This is a genomic window from Sphingopyxis sp. NJF-3 (assembly GCF_053514865.1).
Genome location: NZ_CM130726.1, coordinates 1,062,267 through 1,086,873 on the forward strand (window position 1 = coordinate 1,062,267; position 24,607 = coordinate 1,086,873).

A 24,607-nucleotide genomic window follows, 5' to 3' on the forward strand; every position below is an offset into this window, starting at 1 on the left:
CCCTCCCCGGGGGTGGTACTTGCGGCGGGGCTGGTCCAGGCGGATCGGCCCCGCTTTTTTGTCGCGCAATCGGGTGCAACACAGCTAGGATGAAGTCATGGCAACGCCAGTACGCAGGGTCGTCGTGGTCGGCGGCGGGACAGCCGGTTGGCTCACGGCCGGGATTATCGCCGCGACGTCCCGCGCCGAACGCAGCGAACCGCTCGAGGTCACTCTTGTCGAATCGCCCGGCATACCGATCATCGGCGTGGGGGAGGGGACCTGGCCGACGATGCGGCGAACGCTGCAGCAGATGGGCGTTCGCGAAACCGACTTCATTCGCGCGTGCAGCGCCTGTTTCAAGCAAGGTGCAAAGTTCGCGCGGTGGGCGACCGGCGCGGAAGATGATTTCTATTATCATCCGCTGATGCTTCCCGAAGGCTATTTCGACGAGAATCTGGCCGCGCACTGGCTTGCCGACAATCGCGGACAGTCCTTCTCGACCGCGGTGTGTCCGCAAGAAGAATTGTGCGAGACAGGACTGGCGCCCAAGTCGATCACGACCGCCGAATATGACGGCGTTGCCAATTACGCTTACCATCTCGACGCCGGCGCGTTCGCGTCGTTCATCCGCACACATTGCGTCGAGAATCTTGGAATCCGTCATATCGAGGCGGATGTCGACAGCGTGCGCGCGAAGGAAAATGGCGACATCGCTGCCGTGGTCACGCGGCAGGCGGGTGAGGTTGCGGGCGACCTATTCATCGATTGCACCGGTTTTCGCTCGGTTCTGCTTGGCGGGCATTTCGGCGTCGCCTTTCGTTCGTGCAAGGACATTCTTTTCATCGATCGCGCGCTGGCGGTGCAGGTGCCTTATGACGAGCCCGACAGCAGGATTGCCTCGCACACGATATCGACCGCACAGCGATCGGGATGGGTTTGGGAAATCGGCCTGCAGACGCGGCGCGGGGTCGGCCATGTCTACAGCAGCGCGCACATGGACGACGACACCGCCGAGGCCTGTTTGCGTTCCTATATACGCTCGACCGGGTCCGATCCGGACGCGCTTTCGGTTCGCAAACTCACGATCGAACCGGGGCATCGCGAGAAATTCTGGGTCGGCAATTGCGCAGCCGTTGGCCTGTCGGCGGGATTTCTCGAACCGCTTGAGGCGTCGGCGATTCTGCTGATCGAGATTTCCGCGCGCTTCATCGCCGAACAGATGCCGCCGACGCGTGAATCCATGGATGTCATTGCCGATCGCTTTAACCGGACATTTGCATATCGGTGGGAGCGGATTATCGATTTCCTAAAGCTGCATTATGTTCTCAGCAAACGTACCGACGACGATTTCTGGCATGATAATCGCGCCCCGGCATCGGTTCCCGAGAGCTTGTCGGAGTTGTTGAAACTCTGGCGGTACAAGCCGCCTTCGAACGACGATTTCGATCGCGCGGTCGAAGTTTTCCCCGGCGCCAGTTACCAATATGTCCTTTATGGCATGGGATTTGAAACCGACCTCGCCGGCGTATCGCGATCGGAGGCGAGCCGTCGGCGTGCCGAGGAATTTTTCGAGGCGAAACGCCGCGACTTGCAGGCGATGAGGGCATCGCTTCCTCCCAACCGGGATCTGCTCGACAGGATTGCCAAATATGGGCTGCAGAAAGTCTAGACCAAGGAGGAAGCGTCAATGACGAAAATTGCCATCCTCGACGCCGACGAACACCGCCTATTGCGCGTGCGGACCGGATATGGCGCGCAATATGGGGAAAATGTTGCGATCGTCCCGGTCCTGGCAACCGAGTTACGCAAGCTGGCGGTCGAATATCCCGTGTTTTTTGCCAAGAGTCCCGAAACCGGGCGCTTCGGCCTTGTCGCGCTCCTCGGCTTGTCGGCAGGCAACAATCAATATCTGGACGGCGATCATTGGTTGGGCACCTACGTCCCGCTTCATTTTCGGCGGCAACCTTTCCTCGTCGCGCAGGAAGGCCAGACCCCCGGCGAAGGCGCGCTCGCTATCGACCTCGATCATCCGCGCGTCAGCGATCGCGAAGGCGAGCGCCTTTTTGACGATGCTGGCGAACCGACCGAATTTGCCGCGGATGCGAGACAGCTGGTATCGCAGCTGATGGGCGGGATGCGGCCGACGGAAAAGTTGATCGAAACGCTTGTCGAGCTCGACCTCATCGCCAAGGCGCCCGTGGAATCGAGCGGCGAGGTTGGCGGATCGCTTGCAATCGGCGGCTTATATTCGGTCGATGAAGCGCAGCTGGCGCGGCAAAAAGGTGACGTGCTCGAACGGCTCGCTGGCGCGGGCTATCTGCAAGCCTGTTATCTTATCGCCGCATCGCGCGAAAATGTCGCGAAGCTGCAGCTTCGTTCCCCTGGCGTGAACGACGAGCGGGGATCGCGATAGCTAACGCGCCGAACAGGCGATATGGATCGAACCGCTCAGAGTCTCTCCCGGCGCAAGTTCGGCCATCGTCAACGGGTGGTCGGGCGTCTCGCGTCCGAATGAGCCGGACAAGTGGCTTTGCGGTTCGAGGCAAAAGCTGTCGCGTTCGGGGTCCGCATAGATCATCAGATGGTCGAATATCGGATCGGCACATATGTCTACGGCCAATTTTTGCGTCGGATAGTCGATGCGCAAGCGCCCATCCCAGCCGTCGTAGCAATTGTTGCGCCATCCGGCGGGCAGGGCGCGGCCATCGCAATGATCCAGTTCGGGCGGCAGCGAGATCCGGTCGGAGGGAAGCGCATCATTGCCCGCCAGCCAATAGCCGCTGGCTTTGAATTGCCAGACGACGCCGCGCGCGCGCGTAAACCACGGATGAAATCCGATGCCGAAAGGCAAGGATTTTTTCCCGCAATTGGTAACGGCAAGGGTGGCGCGCAGCCCCGCTTCGGACAGCGAGAAAGTCTCGCGCGCGGCGAAGTCGAAAGGCAGTGTCACGTCGCGCAGTACGAGGTCGACTTGGTTCTCGCTTTGCACCTCGATTGTCCATGGCCGGATCCAGCCATAGCCATGCAGGGCGCGGTCTTCGCCGGCAACATTGGGCGCAACCTCGAAAATCTCGCCCCGCCACGCAAGGCGCGATCCGGCGATGCGGTTGCAAAAGGGCAGCATGGGAAACATCGCGGTATCTTGCGCCCCCACGCCGGCCTCGACCGGCTCGGACAGGGGGCGGAGCAGGTCACGCCCGTCGTGGCGAAGCCAGGCAAGACTGCCGCCGAGTTCCGGTACGATCCCCGCCGCGTAAGCGCCGGCCTGGATTATGAGTGGTTCTGAAGTCGGTTTATCGCCGGACATCGGACTGACCCGCCAGATAGGCATCGACGTCGCGCGCGCTGAACAAGGAGGCATCGCCGGGCAGCGAATGTTTGAGGACGGCGAGTGCCAATCCGTAGGCGACCGTATCGCTATCGGCCATGCCGTTGAGCAGGCCGTGGAGGATGCCCGCGCAAAAGGCATCGCCGCTGCCAATCCGGTCGACAATTGATGTCAGCGTGACCTCCGGCGTTTGATGATGACCGTCGCGGCGATCGATCCGAGCCGACAGGGTCTGCTTGTCGGCTTCGACGATATGACGCGCGGTCGATGCGATGCATTGCAGGTTCGAAAACAGGTCGAAGGCGGTTTCCGCAGCTTCGCGGCGCCGCGCTGCACCCTGATCGTCGAAGCGCCGTCCGCTTAGGAGGGCAAAGTCGTTGTGATTCCCGAAAATGACGTCGGCAAAGGACAGAAGGTCGCGGAGCAGCGGAACGGGATCGCGCTTGTCGCGCGCCCAGAGGCTCGGACGGAAATTGCAGTCGAACGAAATGGTAATGCCAAGATCGCGGGCCGCTGTCAGGCCATCGCGCAGCGCGGCCGCCCCGTTCGCGCTCACCGCAGCGGTAATGCCCGAAACATGAAACCAGGTCGCGTCGGCAAGAATTGTCGACCAGTCCCAAAACGCGGGGGCGGCGTCGCTGAACGCCGATGGGAAACGGTCATAGAGAACGTCGCTCGCGCGCGCGCCTGCGCCGCGCGTGACCAGATACTGGCCAAGCCGTCCCTCTCCATCGATTTGAACGGTGCGCGCGTCGATGCCATTTTGCCGCAACATGCCCACGGCGCCGCGGCCAAGAGCATTGTCGGGCACCACCGAGGCAAGCCGCCCATCATGGCCAAGCTGGGCGAGTTGAGCCAGGACATTGGCTTCGGCTCCGCCGATCCAGCAGTCGAAATGCGGCGATTGAAGCGGCAACTCGGTTCCTGGCGGAGACAGTCGAAGCAATATCTCTCCAAAGGCAACGACGGTCATGCCGATTGGCTCGCGCTCGTCCAGGCGGCGACATAGGCGCACGCGCGCTCGCCGACCTGCGAGTCGGTCATGCCGGGACGATACAGGCCCGAACCCAGCCCGAACCCGGACGCGCCCGCGTCCCTCCATTGGGCGATATGCGCCGGTTCGATGCCGCCGACAGGAAGAATGGCGGTTGCGGGGGGCGCGACCGCCCGGACCGCCTTGATCCAGGCGGGCGACGAGGTTTCGGCCGGAAATAGCTTCAGGCCCGTTGCACCGGCGGCCAGGGCGGCCATTGCTTCGCTTGCTGTCGAGACGCCGGGCAAGACAGCCAACCCCATCTCCACGCATTTGGCGATGAGGAGGGGATCGGTGTGCGGACTGACAATCAGTGCGCCTCCTGCGCGCTGCGTCGCTTCGACGTCGGCGACGCGAAGCACCGTGCCGGCGCCGACAACCGCTCGGCCACGCAAGGTGTTGGCCAGTATCGCAATGCTCGCAAAGGGATCCGGAGAATTGAGCGGCACTTCGATGATCCGGATTCCGGCTGCGACCAACGCCTCGCCGACTTCCTCGACTTCATCGGGCGCGATGCCTCGCAGGATAGCGACGAGCGGACAGGTCTCGAAGGCCATCTTGTAAGTCAGGGTCATGCACTCATCTCCCGGATGCGAATGATGCCGGCGACGAACGCGGCATGGCTATCGACTTGTTTGGGTTTCGCTCCGATTTCGCGAAGCGCGGTCGTGTAAAGTTCGGCGAGCAGGCCATCGGCGAGCAGATGGACTTCGCGATCGCGCGCATGCGCCAGGCAGTCGGTTCCGATGACAAGGCCGCTGCCATAAGAGGCCCAATCGCTTCGATCACCGGCCGCAAACATAGATGCGGGACGCATTTCGAACAGCGAAGCGAGAAGGTCGCCGCGTCCGGCCTCGGCGACACCGCGGCGGAAGGCGTCGCCGTTGGTCACCGGGCCGCGAAGCAATTCGCCGATCATGGCATGGTCGCGCAACAGGGCGAAGACCTCGCCCGTCATTGCGGTCACAAAACTGTCGATGTCGCCCGCGCGCATCTCGGCCCATTTGCAGTGGGTTCCCGGCTGGCACAGCAAGGCGTCGGGCGGTGCGAGGCCGTCGCGACATGCGCCGAGCAGCTGGACTTCCTCGCCGCGCATGACGTCGATACGCGGCGCGCGTGCATATTTGACGCCGGGGACAATCAGAATGTCGGGCGCGGGGCGGATAGCCGCCGCCGCGAGCGCTTCGAGGGACGCGGGTGCGCCGACATATCCCGCGTCGATCCAGCCGCGGTTCGACCCGATCATTCCGGCAAGAATCGTCGGTACCGAGCCGTAGTGCGCGCGCAAACGGGCGACTTCGGAGGCGAACGCCGCGGGGGCGAAAGCGGCGATCCCGCGATCATCGCGTTCGCTCAGGACGGGTTCGCCGCCGACGATCAGATACACCCGCCGATTGGTGGTGCCCCAGTCGACGGCCAGGAATGTGTCGCTCGATCGTGTCATTTTCTGTTCCGCGCGGCGCTCGCGCCGCGGTTAATAGGCAAGATAGACGCTACGCTTCTGCATATAGTTTTCGAGGCCGTGCGGGCCGTCCTCGCCGCCGATACCGCTGCGCTTGTGTCCGTTGTGATAACCGTGGAACGATCCCGAAATCCCCTTGTTCACAAAGACCGTCCCCGTTTCGAGCCGGTCGATGAAATGGTGGACCGCGCTGTTGTCGCGCGTCCAGACATAAGCAGAGAGCCCGTCGTCGCGGGCATTGGTGAGCGCGATGGCTTCCTCGGCGCTGCCGATTTGCAGAATGGGAAGCACCGGGCCGAATATTTCGTCGCGGACGACCGGAAGATCGGAACCCGAACAGGCGAGGACGGTCGGCTCGAACCAGTTGCCGCCTTCAAATCCGGTGGGTTCGGAACCTCCTCCGCCCATGAGCAGCTCGGCGCCGGCAGCGACAGAGTCGATCACCAGCTGATCGATTCGCGTGCGTGCGCCGGCCGTGGCGAGCGGGCCCATGTCGGGATTGTCCATCGGGTTTCCGACGCGCACGGCCCGGGCTTTCGCAAGCAGCTTGTCGGTAAATTCGGCGGCGACCCGCTCGTGCACCATGACGGCCTCGCTGCAGATGCAGACCTGTCCGCAGTTGGCGAAGCGCGCGATGGCGGCGGCGTCCACCGCGGCGTCGATATCGGCGTCATCCATGACGATGAACGGCGCCTTGCCTCCGAGTTCGAGGCACAGGGCGGCAAGATTGTCGGCAGCAAGGCGCGCAACGCGCTGCCCGGCCGCGATGCTGCCGGTCAGCGTGATCAACCGCGTTCGGGGGCTCGATACCAGCGCCGCGCCGGTTGTCGCTCCGTCGCCGGTGACCATGTTGATCACCCCGTCGGGTATCCCGGATTCCTCCGCCAGGCGGCAGAACTCCGACGCGGTGACGGGGGTGGCTTCGTGCGGTTTGATGACGATCGTGTTGCCCGTGACGAGCGCCGGGCCGACCTTCCGGCCGATCAGGGCCAGCGGATAATTATAGGCGCAGATGGCGACGCATACCCCATAGGGGACGCGAAAGGTCATCAAACGTTCGTCGGGATTGTCGGCGGGCATGATCTCGCCGCGTAGCCAACGCGCGGAATGGGCGGCGTATCGCATATAACCGATGGTGTCGGCGACCTCTCCTTCGGCTTCGCGGAGAGTCTTTCCCTGTTCCAGCACGAGGAGGCGCGCGAAATGGTCGCGTTCACCTTCGAGTTTTGCGCACAGCGCTTCGAGATGCGCAGCGCGCTGCATCGCGGTCAGCGCCCCCCATGATCGCTGGGCACCCGCGGCGGCGGCCAGCGCCATTTCGCAATCGTCTGCCGTGCATGCGGGCACCTCGGCCCAAATCCGATTATTGGCCGGGTTGAGGACGGCTAAGCGGTCGGATGACGAGCCTTCGGTCCAGCGGCCGTCGATGTAGCAGCGATAAAAGGGAAGGTCGGTCATCGGGAAGAGCCTTATGCGATTAGGTGGGGACGGATGAGGTTGTGATCGAAGGCGACGCCGTTTCCGGGGTTTTGCGGTGCGAGAGCGGTGCCGTTCTGGATGTGGAGGGGGTTTGTTGTGTATTGGTCGATTGGGAAGGAGTGGATTTCGAGCATGGCGGCGTTGGGCTGTGCGGCCATGAGCGAGACATGGAGTTCGTGCATTCCGTGGGAGGCGATGGGGAGGTTGTGCTGGCGTGCGAGGCTGGCGACCTCTAGCCATCCTGTGATGCCGCCGATGTTGGATGCGTCGGGCTGGAGGAAGGCGACCGATCCGTGGCTTGCGACGTCGCGGAACTCGGCGAGGGTGCGCAGGTTTTCGCCGGAGGCGAGGGGGATGGCGGTTGCGGCGGCGACCTTGGCGTAGGCGGCATGATCGTCGTGGGGGACGGGCTCTTCGAACCAGGCAAGCCCGGCGTCGTCGACGGCGCGGGCGAAGGCGATGGCGCTGTCGGCGTCCCAGGAATAGTTGGCGTCGGCCATGAGGCTTCGCTCGCTGCCGATGAGGCGGCGGACGGCGCGGACGCGGCGGACGTCGGTGGCGATGTCGGGGCGTCCGACCTTGAGCTTGATGCCGCGATGGCCTGCGGCGAGTTCGGCAGCGACGCGGTCGAGGAGCTGGTCGTCGGAATAGCCGAGATCGATGAGGCCGCGGTAGCAGGCGACCTGGTCGGCATGGCCGCCCGCGAGCTCGCACAGCGGCTTGCCGAGACGAATACCGCGAAGATCCCAGAGGGCGATATCGGCGGCGGCGACGGCGAAGGCCGCAACGCCGCCGAGACCGAGATAGTGGAGCCACGCGCGCATGCGGGTCCAAAGGCCGTCGATATCGTCGGCGTCGGCACCGATCAGGAGGGGAGCGATCTCGTCGGCGAGGAGCGCGCGAATGGCGCTGCCGCCGCGTCCGCCTGTATAGGTATAGCCGGTGCCCTCGTAGCCGTCGGCGCAGACGATGCGGCAGGTGACGATCTCGAAATGGGTGTGAAGACCGTGCCCCGCATCGCTGAGCGTCTCCGCCAGCGGTATACGATAAAGATCAACCTCAACCGCTACAATTGCCACGCCATCGGTCGGACTTCCGTTGCTGCCGACGTCGTTCGCCCAATCTGCCCGTGCGGAGGGGCGACTGCCGAGGGGTATCGAATGGGTAGCGTCCTTCTTCATTGCGAAAGCCGCAGACGCGGTTCGGGCATCCCCTGAAATCTGGAATCGACCCGATAGAGCTTCCCCGCCCCGGGGTGGGCCGCAGCGATGCCCACGCTTGCTGTCGTGACGAACAGCGATCGAAAATCGGCGTTTCCGAACATGGGGCATGTGGCCTGGGGCACACCGACGTCGAGCGTATCGATTTTCCGGCCACCCGGATCGAATGTCATGACTTCGCCGCGGTCCCAGAGAGCAAGATGAATATTGCCGTCGCGGTCGGTGACCGCGCCGTCGATGAGGCCCCCATCCTTGCCGAGATCGACGAACACCGATGCCTCGTCGATCGGCCAGCCGTCGGCGCCGAGCGGGAGCCGGAACAATTTGTGAGTCAGGGTATCGGTATAATAGCCAAAGCCCCGTCGTTGGTCGAAACACAGCCCATTGGGAATGGCGAGACCATTTACGATCGCGCGCAGCTCGCCGGCATACCAGCGATAGATCGAGCCGCGCCCTGGCGCACCTTCGAGTTCCATCGTTCCGATCCAGAATCCGCCCCATGGATCGACGCGACCGTCATTGCTGCGGTTGGTTTGGATTTCCGCCTCAAGCAGGTGCAGCTGGCCGCGGCGACCCGTTTCGATATCGAATGTAAAAATCTCGCAGGAGTCGGCGGCGACCAATCTCCTTTCGTCGATGATGCCGATCGCGGAGACGGGCGCGTCGAAGGTCCAGCTCGATGCCATCTTCCCTTTGCGCGCAAGAAGGCGGTTGGCGAGGATATCGGTCCAGAAGAGTTGGCCGCGCTCCGGATGCCAGAGCGGAGATTCGCCGAGTTGGCAGACGCGCTCGTCATACAGATTCATTCTTCCCTCCTTTCCGGCCACCTCCGTTACAGGGAATATTTATTGTTGACAATCAACAATTGACTGTCACTTTCTCGACAGCTCTGGAGAGGATGTGCAGATGCCCCTGAAGTCCCGGATTTTCCTGCTTGGCTTGGCAATCGCCGAGGCCGGCGCGTTTTCGGCGAACGCGAAGCCGGTCGATTTTGAGGATGTAAGCGCGAAGGCGGGCATCCTATCCTCGGCCGGCTGGAAATATGGCGGCCCCGTTGTCGCCGATCTCGATCGCGACGGGGTCCTCGATCTTGTTCTCGGCAATCACGACGAAGAACCCGCCCAGCTATATTGGGGCAAGAGCGACGGCAGTTTCGTCGCAGGATCCTTCCCCGACATCTATCGCGACGTTCACGGGATGGCCGCCGGCGACTATGATGGCGATGGCGACCTCGATCTGCTCGTCGCGGTCGGTGGCGGCAACGGCAAGCAGCCGCGCCCGCCGATTTTGTTGCGCCTTGACGGGCGCCGCTACTCGGACGTTTCGGCCGAAGCCGGCATTTCGGGCTATGGCGCCAGGGGACGATCGGTGCGCTGGATCGATATCGACGGCGACGGCGATCTCGACATCCTTGCCGTCAATGCGCGGCAGCTGCCCGGCGAGTCCGGCCCGCGTAACCTTGTTTTCGAGAATGTCGGGGGCACTTTTCGCTATCGCGCTAATGTCGGGCTGGAAGCGATCGAGGCGGAGCGCGTGCTGGTCACGGACATCAATGGCGACCGCCGGCCGGACCTGCTTCTTTTCAGCCCTATGACGCTGCTTGAAAATCAGGGGGAGTTTCGCTTCCGCGATGTCACTCGGGAGCGTCTGGGCGAGAATCTGGTCGATCTCCCCTATGTCACGGCGGCGAGCGAAGCCGATATCGACAATGACGGCGATTTCGACCTCTATCTCGCGCGCGGGAAAGTCTATTACGAGATCGCCGACAATGCGCTCGACTTCGACGCTGCGGCAGGACGGCTCGATATAAGGGACGCCGGGAACAAGGGGCGCGACGGCGTCACCTTTACGGCGAGCGGGCCGGTCACCCTGCGCGACTTTTGGCATTGGCGCCGCGTTCCCGACGTGGTTCTTCCAATCTATATCGGCGCTGCAGCGCGCCGCGCCGATACGCCCGTGGCGCCGTTCGCAGTCGATCCCGAGGAGGCGCGCGGATTGCCCGCGGACCGCGACCGCGACGGCTGGTATATCGGTTATCTCGGCGACGGACGCTGGCGTCTCGAATGGAATCTGTCCGGCGATCTTGCGTGGGATGTGCGGGCCTCGGTCGACGGCCTTTCCTCGGTTGTGCCCGATTGGGAACCGCAGGACCTAGACGTGGCCGACATTCTGCTCCGCAACGACGGCACGCAATTCACGGACATTTCCGCGACGCTGCCCGAACCCTCGCGGCGCAACAATTGGGGCGTTGTCGCGGGCGATTTCGACAATGATACGCGGTCGGATTTCTTCCTGTACCATTTCGGGGGCTTGCGGAAACGCATCGCGGATACGTTGCTCCTGAATGGTGGGCGCGCCGGTTTCGGGCCTGCCACGCTTTCCGGTGCGACGAGCGAGGTTGGCGCCAACAGCCATGGCGACATGGGCGCCGCGGCCGATTTCAATCGCGATGGACGGCTCGATATTCTGAGCGGCGATGACGATCTCGGCGCGTGGCACCTGTACGCGAATCGCACCGTGACGCCCGCCAACTGGTTGGCCGTGCAAGTCGGCGACTCTCCACGGGGTACCGATCCGCATGGCGCGGTTGTCCGCATCGCTGGGCCGCTCGGCATGCAGGTCCGCCGCGTCGGATCGTCGGGGGAGGTCCATTCCCAAAGCCTGATCGACCAGCTTCACTTTGGGCTTGGCGATCAAGCCCGCGCGATTCGAGTCGAAGTCACCTGGCGCGACGGGGCACGCGCGACGTTGAACGACGTAGGCGCCAACCAGATCCTGACGGTCGGAAAGTCCGGATCTTCGGCAAAATGAAGCCAAAGCCTTGGAGATTGGGGAGTGTTCGCGATCGATGGATGGGGGTTGCTCCGGACCCGACCGGCAGTGAGCGTTTCCTAGAGCTGCAGATCGACGCCTGGTTAAAGTCACCCGGGGCTTGCGTCGGGCCGTCAATCGGTGATGACCCCTACATTCCAGCCGGATCCCCAGCCCGATGCCCAAAGCAGCCGTTTGTCAAAGGGATCGGGTTTTGCGTCGATCAATTTTTCGTGGCTGTTGAGGTTGGTATTGATCTTTGCCCAACTCCTGCCTCCGTCGCGCGACAGATATAATCCCGGATTGACGAAGGCGGGATCTGGCCTGAGCTCGCGGTAGACGGTAAGCAAAAGCAGGTCGGGATCGAGTGGCGAGGCTTCAAGTTGCGTCACCAGTGGCGCCTCGAACAACCGCTCCCAACTGACGCCTCCATCGGCGCTGCGCCAACCGCCGCCTTCCCCGATCGACCCATCATATGGTGAGCCGGTCGCGATGTAGATCGCTCCTGTCGCGCGGTCGAGCGACACGCTGTTGACACTACGAATAACGGCAGGAATCGCCATCCGCTCCCAGTTCGAGCCCCTGTCGGTGGATCGAAACAGGCCCCCATTCGCATCGTTTGCTGCGGCGTAGAGGATCGAGGGGTCGCGAGGATCCAGCACCAGTCGCCGCAGGCTCGCACCGTCGTGCAAGCCGGCATTGCTGATCTCCCAACTGCGTCCGCCGTCGCGCGACCGCATGAAACCGTAGCCGCCGACGGACGGAGTGCGGATGTTCGACCGATATATCTCGGTGAACGCATTCTTTGTGACGAGGACATACATGTTTTCGGGCAACACCGGATCGATCGTCAGCGAGTTCTGTTCCGGCAACATTCCCGGTGGACCCTTGCCGAAATCGGAAGCGTCGTCTCGCGCGTCGCGCCCAGCGACGAGCAACGTACCGATATTCTCCCACGTCCGCCCGCCGTCGGTCGTGCGCCGCACTTTGCCTACATGTCGTTGGCGCCAAGACAGCGCGTAGATCGTTGCCGGATCCTTGGGATGCACCGCCATGGTTGCGATCGACAGCATGCCCTCCTCATGCACTTGACCTTCGATCTGCTCGACGACGACGGCCTCGGGATCGAGCCGATCCGAAGCGACGGCCGTCTGCCAGATACCATGCTCGCCGCTCGCGAACAGCCGGCGGCCGGGGACGCCCGTATCGAGCAGCATGAGTCGGCCGGGAAGGTCGCTGTTGCCCCGCCCGATCCAGCGGCTTCGCGCCCCATCGACCTCGATGTCGTCGATTTGTTGCCAGCTTTCGCCCTTGTTCGTTGATTTATGGGTCTGCTGGTCAACGCTGACGAACAAGGTCCCGTCGGCTCCGATTTCGAGTAAGCGGTTACCCGAGAGTTCGGGCTGCTTGTCGAGTTCGTGCCGCAAGTGCGCGAATTCGACGTTCGGCGCCGTGGGATTGTTTCGACTGCGCCAATAGTCCCCGTTCTTGGCCGACTTCCAATAGGTTCCATAGCGAAGGACCGACTGCCAGTTTCTGCCGCCGTCGAGTGTCCGCCAGAGCTCCCCCGGACCGAAGGTGCGATCATGTTTTTTGTTTAGCGCGAGATATATCTCATCCCGATTGAGGGGGTTTACGGCGATCCGATTGAAAACCGGCAATGTCGCGGCGGGCAGTTCCGGATAGGCAGAACGCGCATCGGCCGCCGAGAGGCCAAGCCATTGCCCAACGGTCTGATAATAGCGCTCCACTTCGAGCGGGCTGTCGAGCCGCGAGAGATCAAAGGAGAGATTGCCGCCGATATCGTGCCAGCTCTTCCCGAAATCGTCGCTTGTGAACACACCGCCGCGAACCGCAGTTGTCTGTCCCGAAGGCACGTAGGCTGTCTGATCGATGAGGAAGAGCCGAACCTGCCCATTCAGAGGATCATGATGTATCGTCATGTCGCGGGGCAGATTATTCGGCAGTGCCTTGCCAGCCATGTGCCAATGCAGACCGGCATCGTCGCTCAGAAACAGTCCGTGACTGGTCGCCATCGCCAGCTGCTTTGGGGACAGCGGATTGACGATGATCCGGCCCACGTCGAGATTTGCGGGCAAGCCTGCGGTTATCTTCTCCCAGTCACGGCCGCTATTTACGGATTTGAGCAGATAGCCATAGTCGGCATAGCGTTCGACCTTTCCGTGGGGCTGTGCGAGCGACCGATGATTGTTCTTAACGTCCCAGAAATTGCCCGCACCGATATACCAAATTCTATCGTCGGTCGGGTCGACCGTCAGTTGAGAAAGCCGCGTCCCGAGTTGTTCATCGTACCAGCCCTTGGCGAAGGCATCCGGATCATAGGGATCGATGCCCAGATATCGCCAGCTTCGCGACAGTTCCCTCATCTTCGTCCATCGCCGCCCGCGGTCCGACGTGCGGTACAGCCAGCCGTTCCAGTCGATGGCCAAACCGAAGTCCGGATTTTGCCGCGAGAAGTCGACATCGACCACGCGCTTCATTTCGTCTCCGGTGCCGTCAAAGTCCTTCAGGCTATTCCACGTTTTTCCGCCGTCCCAGCTTCCGTAGGATATGTGCATGTCCGGACCGATCAAAATCGTCTGGGAGTCGCCGGGATGCGCCCATAAGGCTTCGTTATACCCCGCCATCCCCGGCCCGACGGGATACCAGACGACACTCGGATCAGAGGCGACACGAACGGCGCGCAGTCGTTCGAAGTACCCATTTCGCTGCGCCCCGCGGGCAGGGGCTCCGACGGTGTAACCCGTTGTCACGAGCGCGACGGCAGTCATGCTTACAGTTCCAAGGAACTCCCTTCGAGTTGCCATATCAATGCCCCATCTGTCCAATTTCGGTGTGACGCCGAAGGGAGACCAACGTCGTTACTTCCTGTCTTTCTGAAAGATCCCGCTGTCCGTTCAAGACGACGATTCTATGAAGGCAGTGAAGATGTCAAATGTTGATTGTCAACAAATTTGATCGCTGCGAAGTCCTTGTCCATGACCCTTCCGAGCTAAAAGCCAGTCCGAGCGCGCTCGGCTGGGCCAACCTACTTGCTTGCGGGGGTTGCGACGTCTGCCCAATTGGCCGTTGCGTCGACGATGCGCCTATAATGTCGGCCGCCACCGTGCTGGCGGTCCACGAAACGGAGGTGCGCCGGCGTCTGGTCGTCTTTTGATCGTCTTTCGCGATTTGCCGACTGGCCTGCTCTCAAAAGGTTGGTCTACGGCGACGCTCGCGGTGGTCGCCGACGACTGACGAGCTTTTAGCCGACCATTTACGAAGCTCGCGCCTCTGGCTGGTGCGTAGGTGGCGCATGAGAAGCCGGGAGACCGACCATCTTTGTCCGGTCTTGAGGGCTCTATCGGTCAAGTGTCGGCTAAGCCGTAAATCAACTGCCCACCCTTCCGCCCCCGCTGGTTAGGAATCAGCTAGCTGCTGATCGTGGGGACGGCGATGCGCCGCCGGCCGATTTGGCATTTCCGTCCAATCGCATTCCGGAGGTTCTTCTCAACAGCGCCGCGCCTCCGGCTTGTCCGCTTTTACCCACACTAGTCTGGAAGCTGCCTGTCCGAACTCGGCCATCGCTAGTCGGTCTAATATGCCATATGCGGCGCTAGCCGCCATCGTAGCAACTACCCACCCGGCGCCGCGTGAGATTCTCGTAAATTATGCGTGTCGGGCTTGAGCCGACTTCGCCCTTCCCTATAATTTCTGCGGCGTCGCGCAATGGCGAATCGTTGGCTGACTTTTCGCAGGCTAGGAGGTTCGCATGGACCACTTTGTTCTTGTAATCCGGCATATGGCGCGGCCCGAGGAACGCTGCGCGATCGAAGCCATCGACCGCGATCATGCCCTTCATCTCGCTGAATTGCGCGCCGGCAATGCCGATCTCGAATTGTGGGAAGCCGACAGGCTGGTTGCTGAAATGTCGATCGCAGCACCGCATTTGTGGGTAATCAAGGCATCCGCCGACAGGTCGCTTCCCGGAATGTCGGCGTTACGGGTTGATGCTTCAGGAAGCTGACGATCTACAATCCGCCAGGTCCAGCGGTACGTCCGGTTGAACACACCATCAGTTGATAAATAGCGCGTGCGGGCCTCCGGCACCTCGCTTGGGCTCAACCGTTTCTGGTCGCGCGATCGAGACGGCCCCGTCGTTTATCAGTCGGCGACGTCCTGCTTTTCTAGCGCGTCCGCGATCATCGCCGCTAGCGCTTCCTCAGCCTGCGTGCGCACGACGGCGTCCTTGGCTTCCAGATCGCGTCGCATCCACTGTGGAGCACGTTCAATCACGTGGAGAACGGTGCTGGCAAGGTCGCTGGTCATGGGGGTCTATGGCGCACGTGGTCGCTCTTCGCAACCGAGCTTCCGCGACTCGGCCGCTCTTCCAGCTGCGTTCGCAGGTTGAAATATGCGTCAAAAGAAGCGGGGGACTGAAGCGACCCCCGCGCAACCCTCGCGCGACCCCGTAGCGACCCTGTCGGCGGGGAACGCTCCGATGCGATGATTTCCAGGTCAGGGCGATCCCGTCCTTCCCGGAGTGTCATTCATGTCTCCCACCCGATTGCTGCTCGGCCAGATTTTCATTGTCTTCCTGATTGTGATCCTCGGTGTCTGGGGAGCGACGCAATATTGCGCGTTCGCGCTTGGCTATCAGCCCGAACTCGGCCCGGCATGGTTCACTCTGTTCGAGACCCCCGTCTACAAACCCTGGGCGCTTTTCCCCTGGTGGTATCATTTCGAGGCCTATGCGCCCGAAATATTCGACACTGCAGGCACCATCGCCGCCACGAGCGGATTTCTCGGATGCGCCAGCGCGATCGCCGGATCGCTTTGGCGGGCGCGGCAGTCGCGCCATGTCACGACCTATGGTTCGGCGCGGTGGGCAACCGATGGCGAGATAACGCGCGCCGGTCTGACACGCGACGCCGGTGTCTTTCTGGGCCGCCACGGCGCGCGCTATCTTCGCCACGACGGTCCCGAACATGTCATGGCGTTCGCGCCGACGCGGTCGGGCAAAGGCGTCGGCCTCGTTGTGCCGACACTTCTCAGCTGGACGGGAAGCGCCGTCATCCACGACATCAAGGGCGAGAACTGGCAGCTGACCGCAGGTTGGCGCGCCAGGTTCAGCAATGCGCTGATGTTCAACCCGACCGACATGGCCTCCGCCAAATATAATCCGCTGATCGAAGTGCGCCGCGGGATCCATGAAGTTCGCGACGTTCAGAATATCGCCGACATTCTTGTCGATCCGGAAGGGGCGCTCGAACGCCGGAGCCACTGGGAAAAAACGAGCCACAGCCTTCTCGTCGGCGCCATACTGCACGTCCTTTATGCCGAAGAGGAAAAGACGCTCGCGCGCGTCGCGACCTTCCTCTCCGATCCGCAGCGGCCGTTTACCGCGACCTTGCGGCGCATGATGGCTACCAACCATCTGGGCAGCGTCGAGGAACCGATGGTCCATCCGGTGGTCGCGTCGGCGGCGCGCGAGCTCCTCAACAAGAGCGAGAACGAACGCTCGGGCGTGCTCTCGACCGCCATGTCGTTCCTCGGTCTCTATCGCGATCCGACCGTCGCCGCCGTGACGTCGCGCTGCGACTGGCGCATCGCCGACCTGGTCGATGGCGCAAATCCTGTATCGCTCTACCTCGTCATCCCGCCGTCGGACATCAGCCGGACCAAACCTCTTGTCCGCCTCATCCTCAACCAGATTGGCCGCCGGCTCACCGAGAAACTCGACGATCGTGGATCGAGCATCCGGCGCCATCAGCTGCTGATGATGCTCGACGAGTTCCCGGCGCTCGGGCGGCTCGATTTCTTCGAGACGAGCCTAGCCTTCATGGCCGGCTACGGCGTGCGCGCCTTCCTCATCGCCCAGAGCCTCAATCAGATCGAGAACGCCTATGGCGAACACCATAGCATTCTCGACAACTGCCACGTCCGCGTCGCCTTTGCGACCAACGACGAGCGAACCGCTCGCCGCATCTCCGACGCGCTCGGTGTCGCGACCGAACAGCGCGCGATGCGCAACTATGCCGGTCACCGCCTTGCGCCATGGCTCGCGCATGTGATGGTCAGCCGCCAGGAAACCGCGCGCCCGCTACTGACGCAGGGCGAGGTCATGCAGCTCGATCCCAAGGACGAACTCGTCCTCGTCTCGGGCATGGCGCCGATCCGCGCAAAGAAACTGCGCTATTATGAGGATCCGCACTTCAAGTCGCGCCTCTTGCCGCCGCCCGGCCCCGGGGGCGAGGCCTATCCCGATCGTCCGACACCGCGTCCGAACGACTGGGGCAGCCTGGCGCGCCGAACCGATGCGCGGCTCGAGGCCGCTGCGGCCGAAGAAGGTTCGGGAGACGATGGCGGACTTCAGCAGCAGCGCAGCCCCGATCTTTCGGGCGAGCCGCTGTCGCGAGCCGAACCCGCGAAACAGCTCGACCTGCTCGGCCTCGAGCAAGACGATGTAGACCCCTTGGCCGACAAGCGCGCGATGGATCGCTCGCGCGGACCCCACAGTGACGTTCAGCGTGCCCACGCGATCAACCAGGCCGAGGGTGACGACACCCTGCCGAGTTTCTGACCATGGGCCGCCGCAAGGAAAACAAGGTGCGCTACCAGCTGTTCCTGCCCGAAGAGCTGAGCCAGCGGTTCGAGGCGCTCGCCGCCGCGCCGGGTGCCGCAAAGTCGGCGATCCTCGCCGATGCGCTGACCGCCTGGCTCAACCGGCAGGCTGTGTCCGAACTCGAGACCAGGTTCAGCGCGCGGCTCGACCGTATGTCGCTGGCGATCGGGCGGGTCGAACGCGACGGCCAGGTTCTGCTCGAAAGCCTTGCCCTCTTCATACGTTACCAGCTGACCGTACAGGCCCCGCTCGCCGAGGGCGATGACGCGGCGCGCGCAGTCGGCCGCGACCGGTTCAACACCTTTGTCGCGCGCGTTGGCGAAGCGTTGGCGAGCGGCACGCGTACGCTCGGTCCCGCGCGCTCTGGCTCGGGAGAGCGGAGATGAGCGAAAGCCTGTCCGCCGCCCGGAGCCGCGCGATGCTGCGCACGGCCATGGGGCCGACGATCGCCGCCGCGCTCGCCGACGCCGAAGTCATCGAGATCATGATCAACCCCGACGGTCGCCTCTGGCTCGATCGGCTCGGGCGCGGCCGCTGGGATACCGGCTTCCGGTTCGAGCCCGCGCAGGTCGAGCGGATCATCCGTCTGGTCGCGAGCCATGCGCGCGCCGAGGCGCACGCCGCGTCGCCGATCGTCTCGGCCGAGCTGCCGCCGCACGGGCAAGGGGCTGGCGAACGCTTCGAAGGCGTGTTGCCGCCGGTTGCCACCGCGCCCTGCTTCTCGATCCGCAAGCCCGCCGCGAAAATCCATACGCTGCTCGACTATGTGAAGGACGGCATCATGTCCGCCGATATGGCAAGAACGCTCGCCATGGCGGTTGTCGAGCGGAAGAATATTCTCGTCGTCGGCGGCACATCCTCGGGCAAGACGACGCTCGCCAACGCGCTGCTCGCCGAGATGGGCGACCTCGACGAGCGGGTGATCCTGATCGAGGACACGCGCGAACTCCAATGTGCCGCCGCGGACGTGGTGGCCCTCCGCACGCGCGTCGTCGGCGCGGGCGGCACAGCAATGGTCACCATGGCGGATCTTGTGCGCTCGACGCTGCGGCTGCGGCCTGACCGGATTATCGTCGGCGAAGTGCGCGGGCGCGAGGCGCTCGACATGCTCAAGGCCTGGAACACCGGGCATCCTGGCGGCATCGCGACGATCCACGCCAACAGCGCCGTGGCCGCGCTCTACCGGCTCGAACAGCTGATCCAGGAAGCCGTCGTGACCGTCCCGCGGCGCCTCATTGCCGAGGCGGTCGACCTCATCGTCTTCATCTCGGGGCGCGGCCTCGCGCGGCGCATCGAGACCGTCGCGCGCGTCGCCGGGCTCGACCCGGACGGCGGCTACGGCGTCGACGACCTTGTTCCCCCGCCAACTTCCGAAGGAGAATGAAATGAGCCTGACTGCCATCACGCCGCTGCTCGGGAAAGCTCGCTCTCGCTTTCCCGAGCTTCTGAAGTTTGCCGCAATCGGCGCCGGTCTCGGCCTGGTGTTCGGCCTCGGCGGGATCGCACAAGCGGCAGGGTCGGGCATGCCATGGGAAGAGCCGCTTCAGCAGGTTCTGGAATCGGTGCAGGGACCGGTCGCGAAGATCATCGCGGTGATCATCATCATCACGACGGGCCTCACGCTGGCTTTCGGCGAAACCTCGGGCGGCTTCCGCCGGCTGATCCAGATCGTCTTCGGTCTCTCGATCGCCTTCGCCGCGTCGAGCTTTTTCCTCTCCTTCTTCAGCTTCGGCGGCGGGGCGCTCATCGCATGACGAGCGCCGGACAGCATATAGAGGGCTTCGAGGCGCCCATGCACCGCTCGCTCGCCGAGCCGATCCTGCTCGGCGGCGCGCCGCGCGCGATCGCGATCCTCAACGGTACGCTCGCCGCGGCGCTCGGTCTGGGGCTCCAGCAATGGATCGCAGGTCTTGCCATCTGGGCGCTCGGACACACCGCCGCCGTCATGGCGGCAAAGCGCGATCCCGATTTTGCGCCGGTGCTTCTCCGGCACCTCCGCCAGCGGGGGCATCTGTCATGCTGATGCTTCACGAATATCGCCGCCGGGCGGACCGCCTCGCCGATCATCTGCCATGGGCGGCGCTCGTCGCTCCCGGCATCCTGCTGAACAAGGACGGCAGCTTCAGCCGCGTGCTCGCGTTCCGCGGACCCGACTTGGAATCGGCGACCGAGGCCGAGCTCGTCTCGGTCTCGGCCCGGGCCAACAATGTCCTGAAGCGCTTCGGGTCGGGTTGGGCTCTGCACATCGAGGCCGAGCGCCGCGAGGCTCTTGGCTACCCGGAAAGCCGCTTTCCTGATCCCGCATCCTGGCTGGTCGATCAGGAGCGGCGTGCGGGCTTCGAAAGCGCGGAGGCGCATTTCGAGAGCCGCTATTATCTGACGCTCACATTCCTCGCCGAGCCCGACCAGGCCGACCGCGCGGGCCGCGCGCTCGTCGAGCGCGGTGACCGGAAAAAAGGCCGCGACTGGCGGCAGGCGCTCGCTGCCTACGTTGCCGAAACCGACCGGGTCCTCGATCTCTTCGCGGGGTTCATGCCCGAGGTGCGCGCTCTCGATGACAGGGAAACGCTGACCTATCTTCATGAGACCATCTCGGCGCGCCGGCACGAGGTAGCGGTGCCCGAGACCCCGATCTATCTCGACGGCCTGCTCGCCGACACGCCGCTCGTTGGCGGCCTCGAGCCGATGCTCGGGCCGCTTCACCTGCGCACGCTCACCATCCTCGGGTTTCCGAACAGCAGCCGTCCGGGCATCCTCGACGCGCTCAATCACGAGGGCTTTTCCTATCGTTGGGTGACGCGGTTTATCGCCCTCGACAAGGTCGAGGCCGTCAAGGCGCTGACGAAACTGCGCCGGCAGTGGTTCAACAAGCGCAAGTCGATCTCGGCCCTCCTGCGCGAAGTCATGTACAATCAGCCCGCGCAGCTGCTCGACAGCGACGCCGACAACAAGATGGTCGACGCCGATCTGGCGCTTCAGGCGCTCGGCGGCGACCATGTCGCATTCGGCCATCTCACCGTGACGATCACGGTCTGGGATAAAGACCGCGCCCGGGTGGAGGAGAAGGTCCGCGGCGTCGAGCGGATCGTCAATGGCCTTGGCTTCACCTCTATCCGCGAAAGCGTGAACGCGGTCGAGGCATGGCTTGGGTCGCTCCCGGCGCAGGTCTATGCCAATGTCCGCCAGCCGCTGGTCCACACGCTCAATCTCGCGCATCTGATGCCGCTGTCGTCGGTATGGGCCGGACCTGCCCGCAACGCGCATCTCGGCGGGCCGCCCTTGCTGTTTGCCGAAACCAGCGGTTCCACGCCGTTCCGGCTTTCGACCCATGTCGGCGATGTCGGGCACATGATGATCGTGGGGCCGACCGGCGCCGGCAAGTCGGTCCTGCTCGCGCTTCTGGCGCTGCAGTTCCGCCGCTACCAAGGCGCGCAGGTCTATATCTTCGACAAAGGCTTCTCCGCGCGCGCTGCGGTTCTCGCGATGGGCGGCGCGCATCATTCGCTCGGCCTTGGAGGAGGCGATGGGAATGACGTCGCGCCGGCGCGCGGAGGAGGCACCTGCCTCGCGTTTCATCCGCTGCGCGCGATCGATCGCGCCGACGAGCGCGCGTGGGCGGCCGAATGGATTGCCGCGCTGCTGGCTCACGAGAAAGTCGCCGTCACCCCCGACGTCAAGGAGGCGCTCTGGTCGGCGCTCGGCAGCCTCGCTACCGCGCCGGTCGAAGAGCGAACGCTCACGGGGCTCGCCTTGCTGCTTCAATCGGCGCCGCTGCGCATGGCGCTCGCGCCATACACGCTGGAGGGCCCGTACGGACGACTGCTCGATGCCGGCGAGGAAAATCTGGCGGTCGCCGATGTTCAATGTTTCGAGACCGAAGATCTGATGGGGCAGGGGGGCGTCGTCGCGCCGGTGCTGACCTATCTCTTCCACCGCTTGGAAGAGCGTTTCACCGGGCGGCCGACGCTGCTGATCCTCGACGAGGCCTGGGTCTTTCTCGATCATCCGCTCTTCGCGGCGCGCATACGCGAATGGCTGAAGGTGCTGCGAAAAAAGAATGTCGCGGTCGTCTTCGCGACGCAGAGCCTCGCCGACATCTCCGAAAGCGCGATCGCGCCGGCGATCATCGAAAGCTGTCCACAGCGGATAATACTGCCCAACGACCGCGCCGTCGAACCGCAGTCCGAGGCGGCTTACACGCGGTTCGGCCTCAATAGGCGGCAGATCGAGCTCGTCGCGCGAGCAACGCCAAAGCGGCATTATTATCTCCAGTCGTCGCGCGGCAACCGGCTGTTCGAGCTTGGCCTCGGTCCGGTCGCGCATGCGCTGTGTGGCGCATCCGATCCCGACACGCAGAAGCGGATCGGCGCGCTGCTCGTCGAGCATGGCGAGGCGGATTTCGCCGCGCGTTTTCTCCGCGGCGCCGGCCTTGGCTGGGCCGCCGAGCTGCTCGCCGGCTTTGCCGGCCCCTCATCGCCCGAAGACCTGTTTTCCGAAGGAGAAGAAGCATGAAGAAGTTTGTCACGATGTTGCTGGCGGCAACGCTCGCGCCCACGGCTCTCGTTGCGGTGACGCCTGTCTACGCCGTACCGGTTTTCGACAGCGCCAACTATTCGCAGAATCTACTGACGGCAGCGCGGACGCTGCAGCAGATCAACCAGCAGATCCAGTCGCTGCAGAACGAAGCGCAGAGCCTCGCCAATCAGCAAATGCATCTCAAGAAGATCGACTTCCCGCAAATGTCGGCGCTTCAGCAGCGACTGCAGGAAATCGACCGGCTGATGGGGCAGGCGCAGGGCATCGACTTTCGCCTCGACCGTCTCGACGAGCAGTTTCGCGCCGCCTTTCCGGCCAGCTTCGAACATCTTGCGCGGCGCGATGGCCGTATCGCCGCGGCGAAGCAGCGGCTTGAGGCCGAGATGGCGGCGTTTCGCCAGGCGATGGGGGTGCAGAGCGGGATCGTCGGCAATGTCCGCGAGGATGCCGAGGCGCTGAAGGCGATCGTCGAGAAGAGCCAGGGGGCCGAGGGCGGCCTGCAGGCGGCTCAGGCGACCAACCAGCTGCTCGCGATTGCGGCCAAGCAGCAATTCCAGATCCAGCAGCTGATGGCCGCGCAGTTCCGCGAACAGACGCTCGAGCGCGCGCGCCGCGGCCAGATCGAGCGCGAGGCTCGCGAATCCGCGCGCCGTTTCCTCGGCGACGGCAAGGCATGGACGCCGCCGCGCTGACGTCAAACTGATTGGGGCAGGACGGGTCACAACGCTCCCCAACCCGAAAGCTGCCCCGTCGCGGGGGCTGCCGCGACCGCCGCCTCTCAGGCCGCAGGCCCCCGCGACAAATTTCATGGAGGAAGCCGCACCGTGGACGATCTCAACATCATCGACCAGTTCATGCAGGCGTTCATCGCCTATATCGACAGCGGCTTCGGGCTGCTTGGACCCGATGTCGGCTTCCTCACGACGATCCTCATCGGCATCGACATCACGCTCGCCGGCCTGTTCTGGGCGCTCGGCGGCGAAGACGATATCATCGCCAAGTTTCTGAAGAAAATCCTCTACGTCGGCGTCTTCGCGCTGATCCTGAACAATTTCCAGTCGCTGTCGGAGATCATCTTCCGGTCGTTCGCCGGCCTTGGCCTGACCGCCGGCGGCAGTGCGATCGCGGCGGCGGACCTGTTGCTCCCCGGACGGCTCGGCGGCATCGGCTTCGAGGCGGCGGCCCCACTCCTGGTCAGGGCGGAAGAACTGGTGGGACCGGTCGCCTTTTTCGAGAATTTCGTCGAAATCTCCGTTCTTCTTGTCGCGTGGCTGATCGTCGTCGTCGCCTTCTTCGTTCTCGCGGTGCAGATGTTCATCACCATCCTCGAGTTCAAGCTCACGACGCTGGCGGGCTTTGTCCTCGTTCCCTTTGCGCTCTGGAACCGTACCGCCTTCCTCGCCGAGCGCGTCCTTGGCAATGTGATAAGCTCGGGCATCAAGGTCATGGTGCTCGCGGTCATCGTCGGCATCGGTTCGAACTATTTCGCCGAGTTCACCGGCGCGCTTGGCGGTGAGCAGGTGACGATCGAACAGGCGGTGTCGCTGATGCTCGCCAGCCTTGCCCTCCTCGGACTCGCCATCTTCGGGCCGGCCATCGCGTCGGGCCTGGTGTCGGGGGCGCCGCAGCTTGGCGCCGGTTCGGCCATCGCCACGACCGCGCTCGCTGCCGGCGGCCTCGCCATGGGCGGCGCCGGCGCTGCCGCCGCGGCGCGCGGCATTGGCGGGGCAGGGCTCGGCGCGATCCGCGCCGGCACGTCCATGGGGAGCGCTGCTTCGACATCGTACAAGCTTGGGCAGGAAAGCTCGGGCTCACCCACGGTGCGGGCGGGGCTCGGCGGCATGGCGTCGGCCGCGAAAGGGGCCGCAGCCAATCGGCTCCGATCCGCAGGCGGGATCGCCGCTGCGGCGGAGCGCGGTCGGCAAGCCGCGTGGGATGCCGGAACCTCGAACACCGCGCCAGCGACGTCCTCTTCACCGTCCGCGCCGCCCCACGCGGCGCCGGCATGGGCGCGCCAGCTGCAGAACCAGCAGACGGCCCGCCACCGCCGACAGATGGCGGCTCACACGATCAAGGAAGGCGATCGGGGCGGCGCAGGCATAACACCCGACATCAACGAAAGGGACTAAGT

At 63.8% G+C, this 24,607-nt stretch carries 21 protein-coding genes and 1 pseudogene; 13 read left to right on the forward strand and 9 right to left on the reverse strand.

Annotated elements, in window-relative coordinates; translation table 11 throughout:
• Positions 1 to 97: 97 nt before the first annotated feature.
• A complete protein-coding gene (locus ACOTSS_RS04960; RefSeq protein WP_448690422.1) occupies positions 98 to 1,651 on the forward strand; it encodes a tryptophan halogenase family protein in 1,554 nt (517 codons plus the stop codon).
• A gap of 18 nt (positions 1,652 to 1,669) precedes the next feature.
• Positions 1,670 to 2,395 carry a SapC family protein gene (locus ACOTSS_RS04965; RefSeq protein WP_448690423.1) on the forward strand — a complete coding sequence of 242 codons (726 nt, stop codon included), beginning with the start codon at positions 1,670 to 1,672 and terminating at the stop codon, positions 2,393 to 2,395.
• Here the strand turns inward: ACOTSS_RS04965 and ACOTSS_RS04970 are convergent, their stop codons facing one another.
• The 7 genes from ACOTSS_RS04970 to ACOTSS_RS05000 all read right to left on the reverse strand — a co-directional run bounded on the left by ACOTSS_RS04970 (position 2,396) and on the right by ACOTSS_RS05000 (position 9,310).
• Complete coding sequence (locus ACOTSS_RS04970; protein WP_448690424.1) at positions 2,396 to 3,289, reverse strand: aldose 1-epimerase; 894 nt, start codon at positions 3,287 to 3,289, stop codon at positions 2,396 to 2,398.
• Entirely contained in the window at positions 3,276 to 4,283 is a 1,008-nt protein-coding gene (locus tag ACOTSS_RS04975; RefSeq protein WP_448690425.1) for a PfkB family carbohydrate kinase, read from the reverse strand. Before ACOTSS_RS04975 ends, ACOTSS_RS04970 begins: the two co-directional genes overlap by 14 nt.
• The gene (locus tag ACOTSS_RS04980) at positions 4,280 to 4,918 is read right to left on the reverse strand and encodes a 2-dehydro-3-deoxy-6-phosphogalactonate aldolase (RefSeq protein ID WP_448690426.1); all 639 of its coding nucleotides are present in this window, start codon (positions 4,916 to 4,918) and stop codon (positions 4,280 to 4,282) included. Before ACOTSS_RS04980 ends, ACOTSS_RS04975 begins: the two co-directional genes overlap by 4 nt.
• Entirely contained in the window at positions 4,915 to 5,787 is an 873-nt protein-coding gene (locus ACOTSS_RS04985; RefSeq protein ID WP_448690427.1) for a 2-dehydro-3-deoxygalactonokinase, read from the reverse strand. Before ACOTSS_RS04985 ends, ACOTSS_RS04980 begins: the two co-directional genes overlap by 4 nt.
• A 30-nt stretch (positions 5,788 to 5,817) precedes the next feature.
• Positions 5,818 to 7,263, reverse strand: a complete 1,446-nt coding sequence (locus ACOTSS_RS04990; RefSeq protein WP_448690428.1) for an aldehyde dehydrogenase family protein — start codon at positions 7,261 to 7,263, stop codon at positions 5,818 to 5,820.
• An 11-nt stretch (positions 7,264 to 7,274) separates the two neighbouring features.
• Entirely contained in the window at positions 7,275 to 8,363 is a 1,089-nt protein-coding gene (locus tag ACOTSS_RS04995) for a mandelate racemase/muconate lactonizing enzyme family protein (RefSeq protein WP_448690429.1), read from the reverse strand.
• Between the two features lie 98 nt (positions 8,364 to 8,461).
• Complete coding sequence (locus ACOTSS_RS05000; protein ID WP_448690430.1) at positions 8,462 to 9,310, reverse strand: SMP-30/gluconolactonase/LRE family protein; 849 nt, start codon at positions 9,308 to 9,310, stop codon at positions 8,462 to 8,464.
• 100 nt (positions 9,311 to 9,410) lie between these two features.
• On the opposite strand from ACOTSS_RS05000, the pseudogene ACOTSS_RS05005 reads away from it, so the two are divergent.
• Positions 9,411 to 9,689, forward strand: a pseudogene (locus tag ACOTSS_RS05005) (hypothetical protein); the annotation flags it as partial.
• A gap of 12 nt (positions 9,690 to 9,701) precedes the next feature.
• Positions 9,702 to 11,315: a CRTAC1 family protein gene (locus ACOTSS_RS05010; protein WP_448691290.1), complete on the forward strand. Its 1,614-nt coding sequence runs from the start codon at positions 9,702 to 9,704 to the stop codon at positions 11,313 to 11,315.
• A gap of 134 nt (positions 11,316 to 11,449) precedes the next feature.
• Here the strand turns inward: ACOTSS_RS05010 and ACOTSS_RS05015 are convergent, their stop codons facing one another.
• Positions 11,450 to 14,107, reverse strand: coding sequence for a WD40/YVTN/BNR-like repeat-containing protein (locus ACOTSS_RS05015; RefSeq protein ID WP_448690431.1), 2,658 nt, complete (start codon positions 14,105 to 14,107; stop codon positions 11,450 to 11,452).
• Between the two features lie 980 nt (positions 14,108 to 15,087).
• On the opposite strand from ACOTSS_RS05015, the gene ACOTSS_RS05020 reads away from it, so the two are divergent.
• Positions 15,088 to 15,342, forward strand: coding sequence for a hypothetical protein (locus tag ACOTSS_RS05020; RefSeq protein WP_448690432.1), 255 nt, complete (start codon positions 15,088 to 15,090; stop codon positions 15,340 to 15,342).
• 137 nt (positions 15,343 to 15,479) lie between these two features.
• Here ACOTSS_RS05020 and ACOTSS_RS05025 read toward each other — a convergent pair whose 3' ends face one another.
• Positions 15,480 to 15,644, reverse strand: coding sequence for a DUF6771 family protein (locus tag ACOTSS_RS05025; RefSeq protein WP_448690433.1), 165 nt, complete (start codon positions 15,642 to 15,644; stop codon positions 15,480 to 15,482).
• 223 nt (positions 15,645 to 15,867) lie between these two features.
• On the opposite strand from ACOTSS_RS05025, the gene ACOTSS_RS05030 reads away from it, so the two are divergent.
• From ACOTSS_RS05030 to trbL, 8 genes are all read left to right on the forward strand, one after another.
• Positions 15,868 to 17,898, forward strand: a complete 2,031-nt coding sequence (locus ACOTSS_RS05030) for a conjugal transfer protein TraG (RefSeq protein ID WP_448690434.1) — start codon at positions 15,868 to 15,870, stop codon at positions 17,896 to 17,898.
• A gap of 26 nt (positions 17,899 to 17,924) precedes the next feature.
• Positions 17,925 to 18,326, forward strand: a complete 402-nt coding sequence (locus ACOTSS_RS05035; protein WP_448690435.1) for a CopG family transcriptional regulator — start codon at positions 17,925 to 17,927, stop codon at positions 18,324 to 18,326.
• Positions 18,323 to 19,324, forward strand: a complete 1,002-nt coding sequence (trbB, locus tag ACOTSS_RS05040) for a P-type conjugative transfer ATPase TrbB (protein ID WP_448690436.1) — start codon at positions 18,323 to 18,325, stop codon at positions 19,322 to 19,324. Before ACOTSS_RS05035 ends, trbB begins: the two co-directional genes overlap by 4 nt.
• 1 nt (position 19,325) lies before the next feature.
• Entirely contained in the window at positions 19,326 to 19,694 is a 369-nt protein-coding gene (locus ACOTSS_RS05045; protein WP_448690437.1) for a TrbC/VirB2 family protein, read from the forward strand.
• The gene (locus ACOTSS_RS05050) at positions 19,691 to 19,963 is read left to right on the forward strand and encodes a VirB3 family type IV secretion system protein (RefSeq protein WP_448690438.1); all 273 of its coding nucleotides are present in this window, start codon (positions 19,691 to 19,693) and stop codon (positions 19,961 to 19,963) included. The genes ACOTSS_RS05045 and ACOTSS_RS05050 overlap by 4 nt, the downstream gene beginning before the upstream one ends.
• Entirely contained in the window at positions 19,957 to 22,452 is a 2,496-nt protein-coding gene (trbE, locus tag ACOTSS_RS05055; RefSeq protein ID WP_448690439.1) for a conjugal transfer protein TrbE, read from the forward strand. The genes ACOTSS_RS05050 and trbE overlap by 7 nt, the downstream gene beginning before the upstream one ends.
• The gene (trbJ, locus tag ACOTSS_RS05060) at positions 22,449 to 23,168 is read left to right on the forward strand and encodes a P-type conjugative transfer protein TrbJ (protein ID WP_448690440.1); all 720 of its coding nucleotides are present in this window, start codon (positions 22,449 to 22,451) and stop codon (positions 23,166 to 23,168) included. Before trbE ends, trbJ begins: the two co-directional genes overlap by 4 nt.
• Positions 23,169 to 23,300: 132 nt before the next feature.
• On the forward strand, positions 23,301 to 24,605 hold the full coding sequence (gene trbL / locus ACOTSS_RS05065; protein ID WP_448690441.1) for a P-type conjugative transfer protein TrbL: 1,305 nt from the start codon (positions 23,301 to 23,303) through the stop codon (positions 24,603 to 24,605).
• Positions 24,606 to 24,607 lie beyond the last annotated feature (2 nt).

Coding starts and splice junctions, on each gene's coding strand:
- ACOTSS_RS04960 (WP_448690422.1), top strand. CDS start 98: ATGGCAACGCCAGTACGCAGGGTCGTCGTGGTCGGCGGCGGGACAGCC.
- ACOTSS_RS04965 (WP_448690423.1), top strand. CDS start 1,670: ATGACGAAAATTGCCATCCTCGACGCCGACGAACACCGCCTATTGCGC.
- ACOTSS_RS04970 (WP_448690424.1), bottom strand. CDS start 3,289: ATGTCCGGCGATAAACCGACTTCAGAACCACTCATAATCCAGGCCGGC.
- ACOTSS_RS04975 (WP_448690425.1), bottom strand. CDS start 4,283: ATGACCGTCGTTGCCTTTGGAGAGATATTGCTTCGACTGTCTCCGCCA.
- ACOTSS_RS04980 (WP_448690426.1), bottom strand. CDS start 4,918: ATGACCCTGACTTACAAGATGGCCTTCGAGACCTGTCCGCTCGTCGCT.
- ACOTSS_RS04985 (WP_448690427.1), bottom strand. CDS start 5,787: ATGACACGATCGAGCGACACATTCCTGGCCGTCGACTGGGGCACCACC.
- ACOTSS_RS04990 (WP_448690428.1), bottom strand. CDS start 7,263: ATGACCGACCTTCCCTTTTATCGCTGCTACATCGACGGCCGCTGGACC.
- ACOTSS_RS05000 (WP_448690430.1), bottom strand. CDS start 9,310: ATGAATCTGTATGACGAGCGCGTCTGCCAACTCGGCGAATCTCCGCTC.
- ACOTSS_RS05010 (WP_448691290.1), top strand. CDS start 9,702: ATGGCCGCCGGCGACTATGATGGCGATGGCGACCTCGATCTGCTCGTC.
- ACOTSS_RS05015 (WP_448690431.1), bottom strand. CDS start 14,107: ATGACTGCCGTCGCGCTCGTGACAACGGGTTACACCGTCGGAGCCCCT.
- ACOTSS_RS05020 (WP_448690432.1), top strand. CDS start 15,088: ATGGACCACTTTGTTCTTGTAATCCGGCATATGGCGCGGCCCGAGGAA.
- ACOTSS_RS05025 (WP_448690433.1), bottom strand. CDS start 15,644: ATGACCAGCGACCTTGCCAGCACCGTTCTCCACGTGATTGAACGTGCT.
- ACOTSS_RS05030 (WP_448690434.1), top strand. CDS start 15,868: ATGTCTCCCACCCGATTGCTGCTCGGCCAGATTTTCATTGTCTTCCTG.
- trbB (WP_448690436.1), top strand. CDS start 18,323: ATGAGCGAAAGCCTGTCCGCCGCCCGGAGCCGCGCGATGCTGCGCACG.
- ACOTSS_RS05045 (WP_448690437.1), top strand. CDS start 19,326: ATGAGCCTGACTGCCATCACGCCGCTGCTCGGGAAAGCTCGCTCTCGC.
- ACOTSS_RS05050 (WP_448690438.1), top strand. CDS start 19,691: ATGACGAGCGCCGGACAGCATATAGAGGGCTTCGAGGCGCCCATGCAC.
- trbE (WP_448690439.1), top strand. CDS start 19,957: ATGCTGATGCTTCACGAATATCGCCGCCGGGCGGACCGCCTCGCCGAT.
- trbJ (WP_448690440.1), top strand. CDS start 22,449: ATGAAGAAGTTTGTCACGATGTTGCTGGCGGCAACGCTCGCGCCCACG.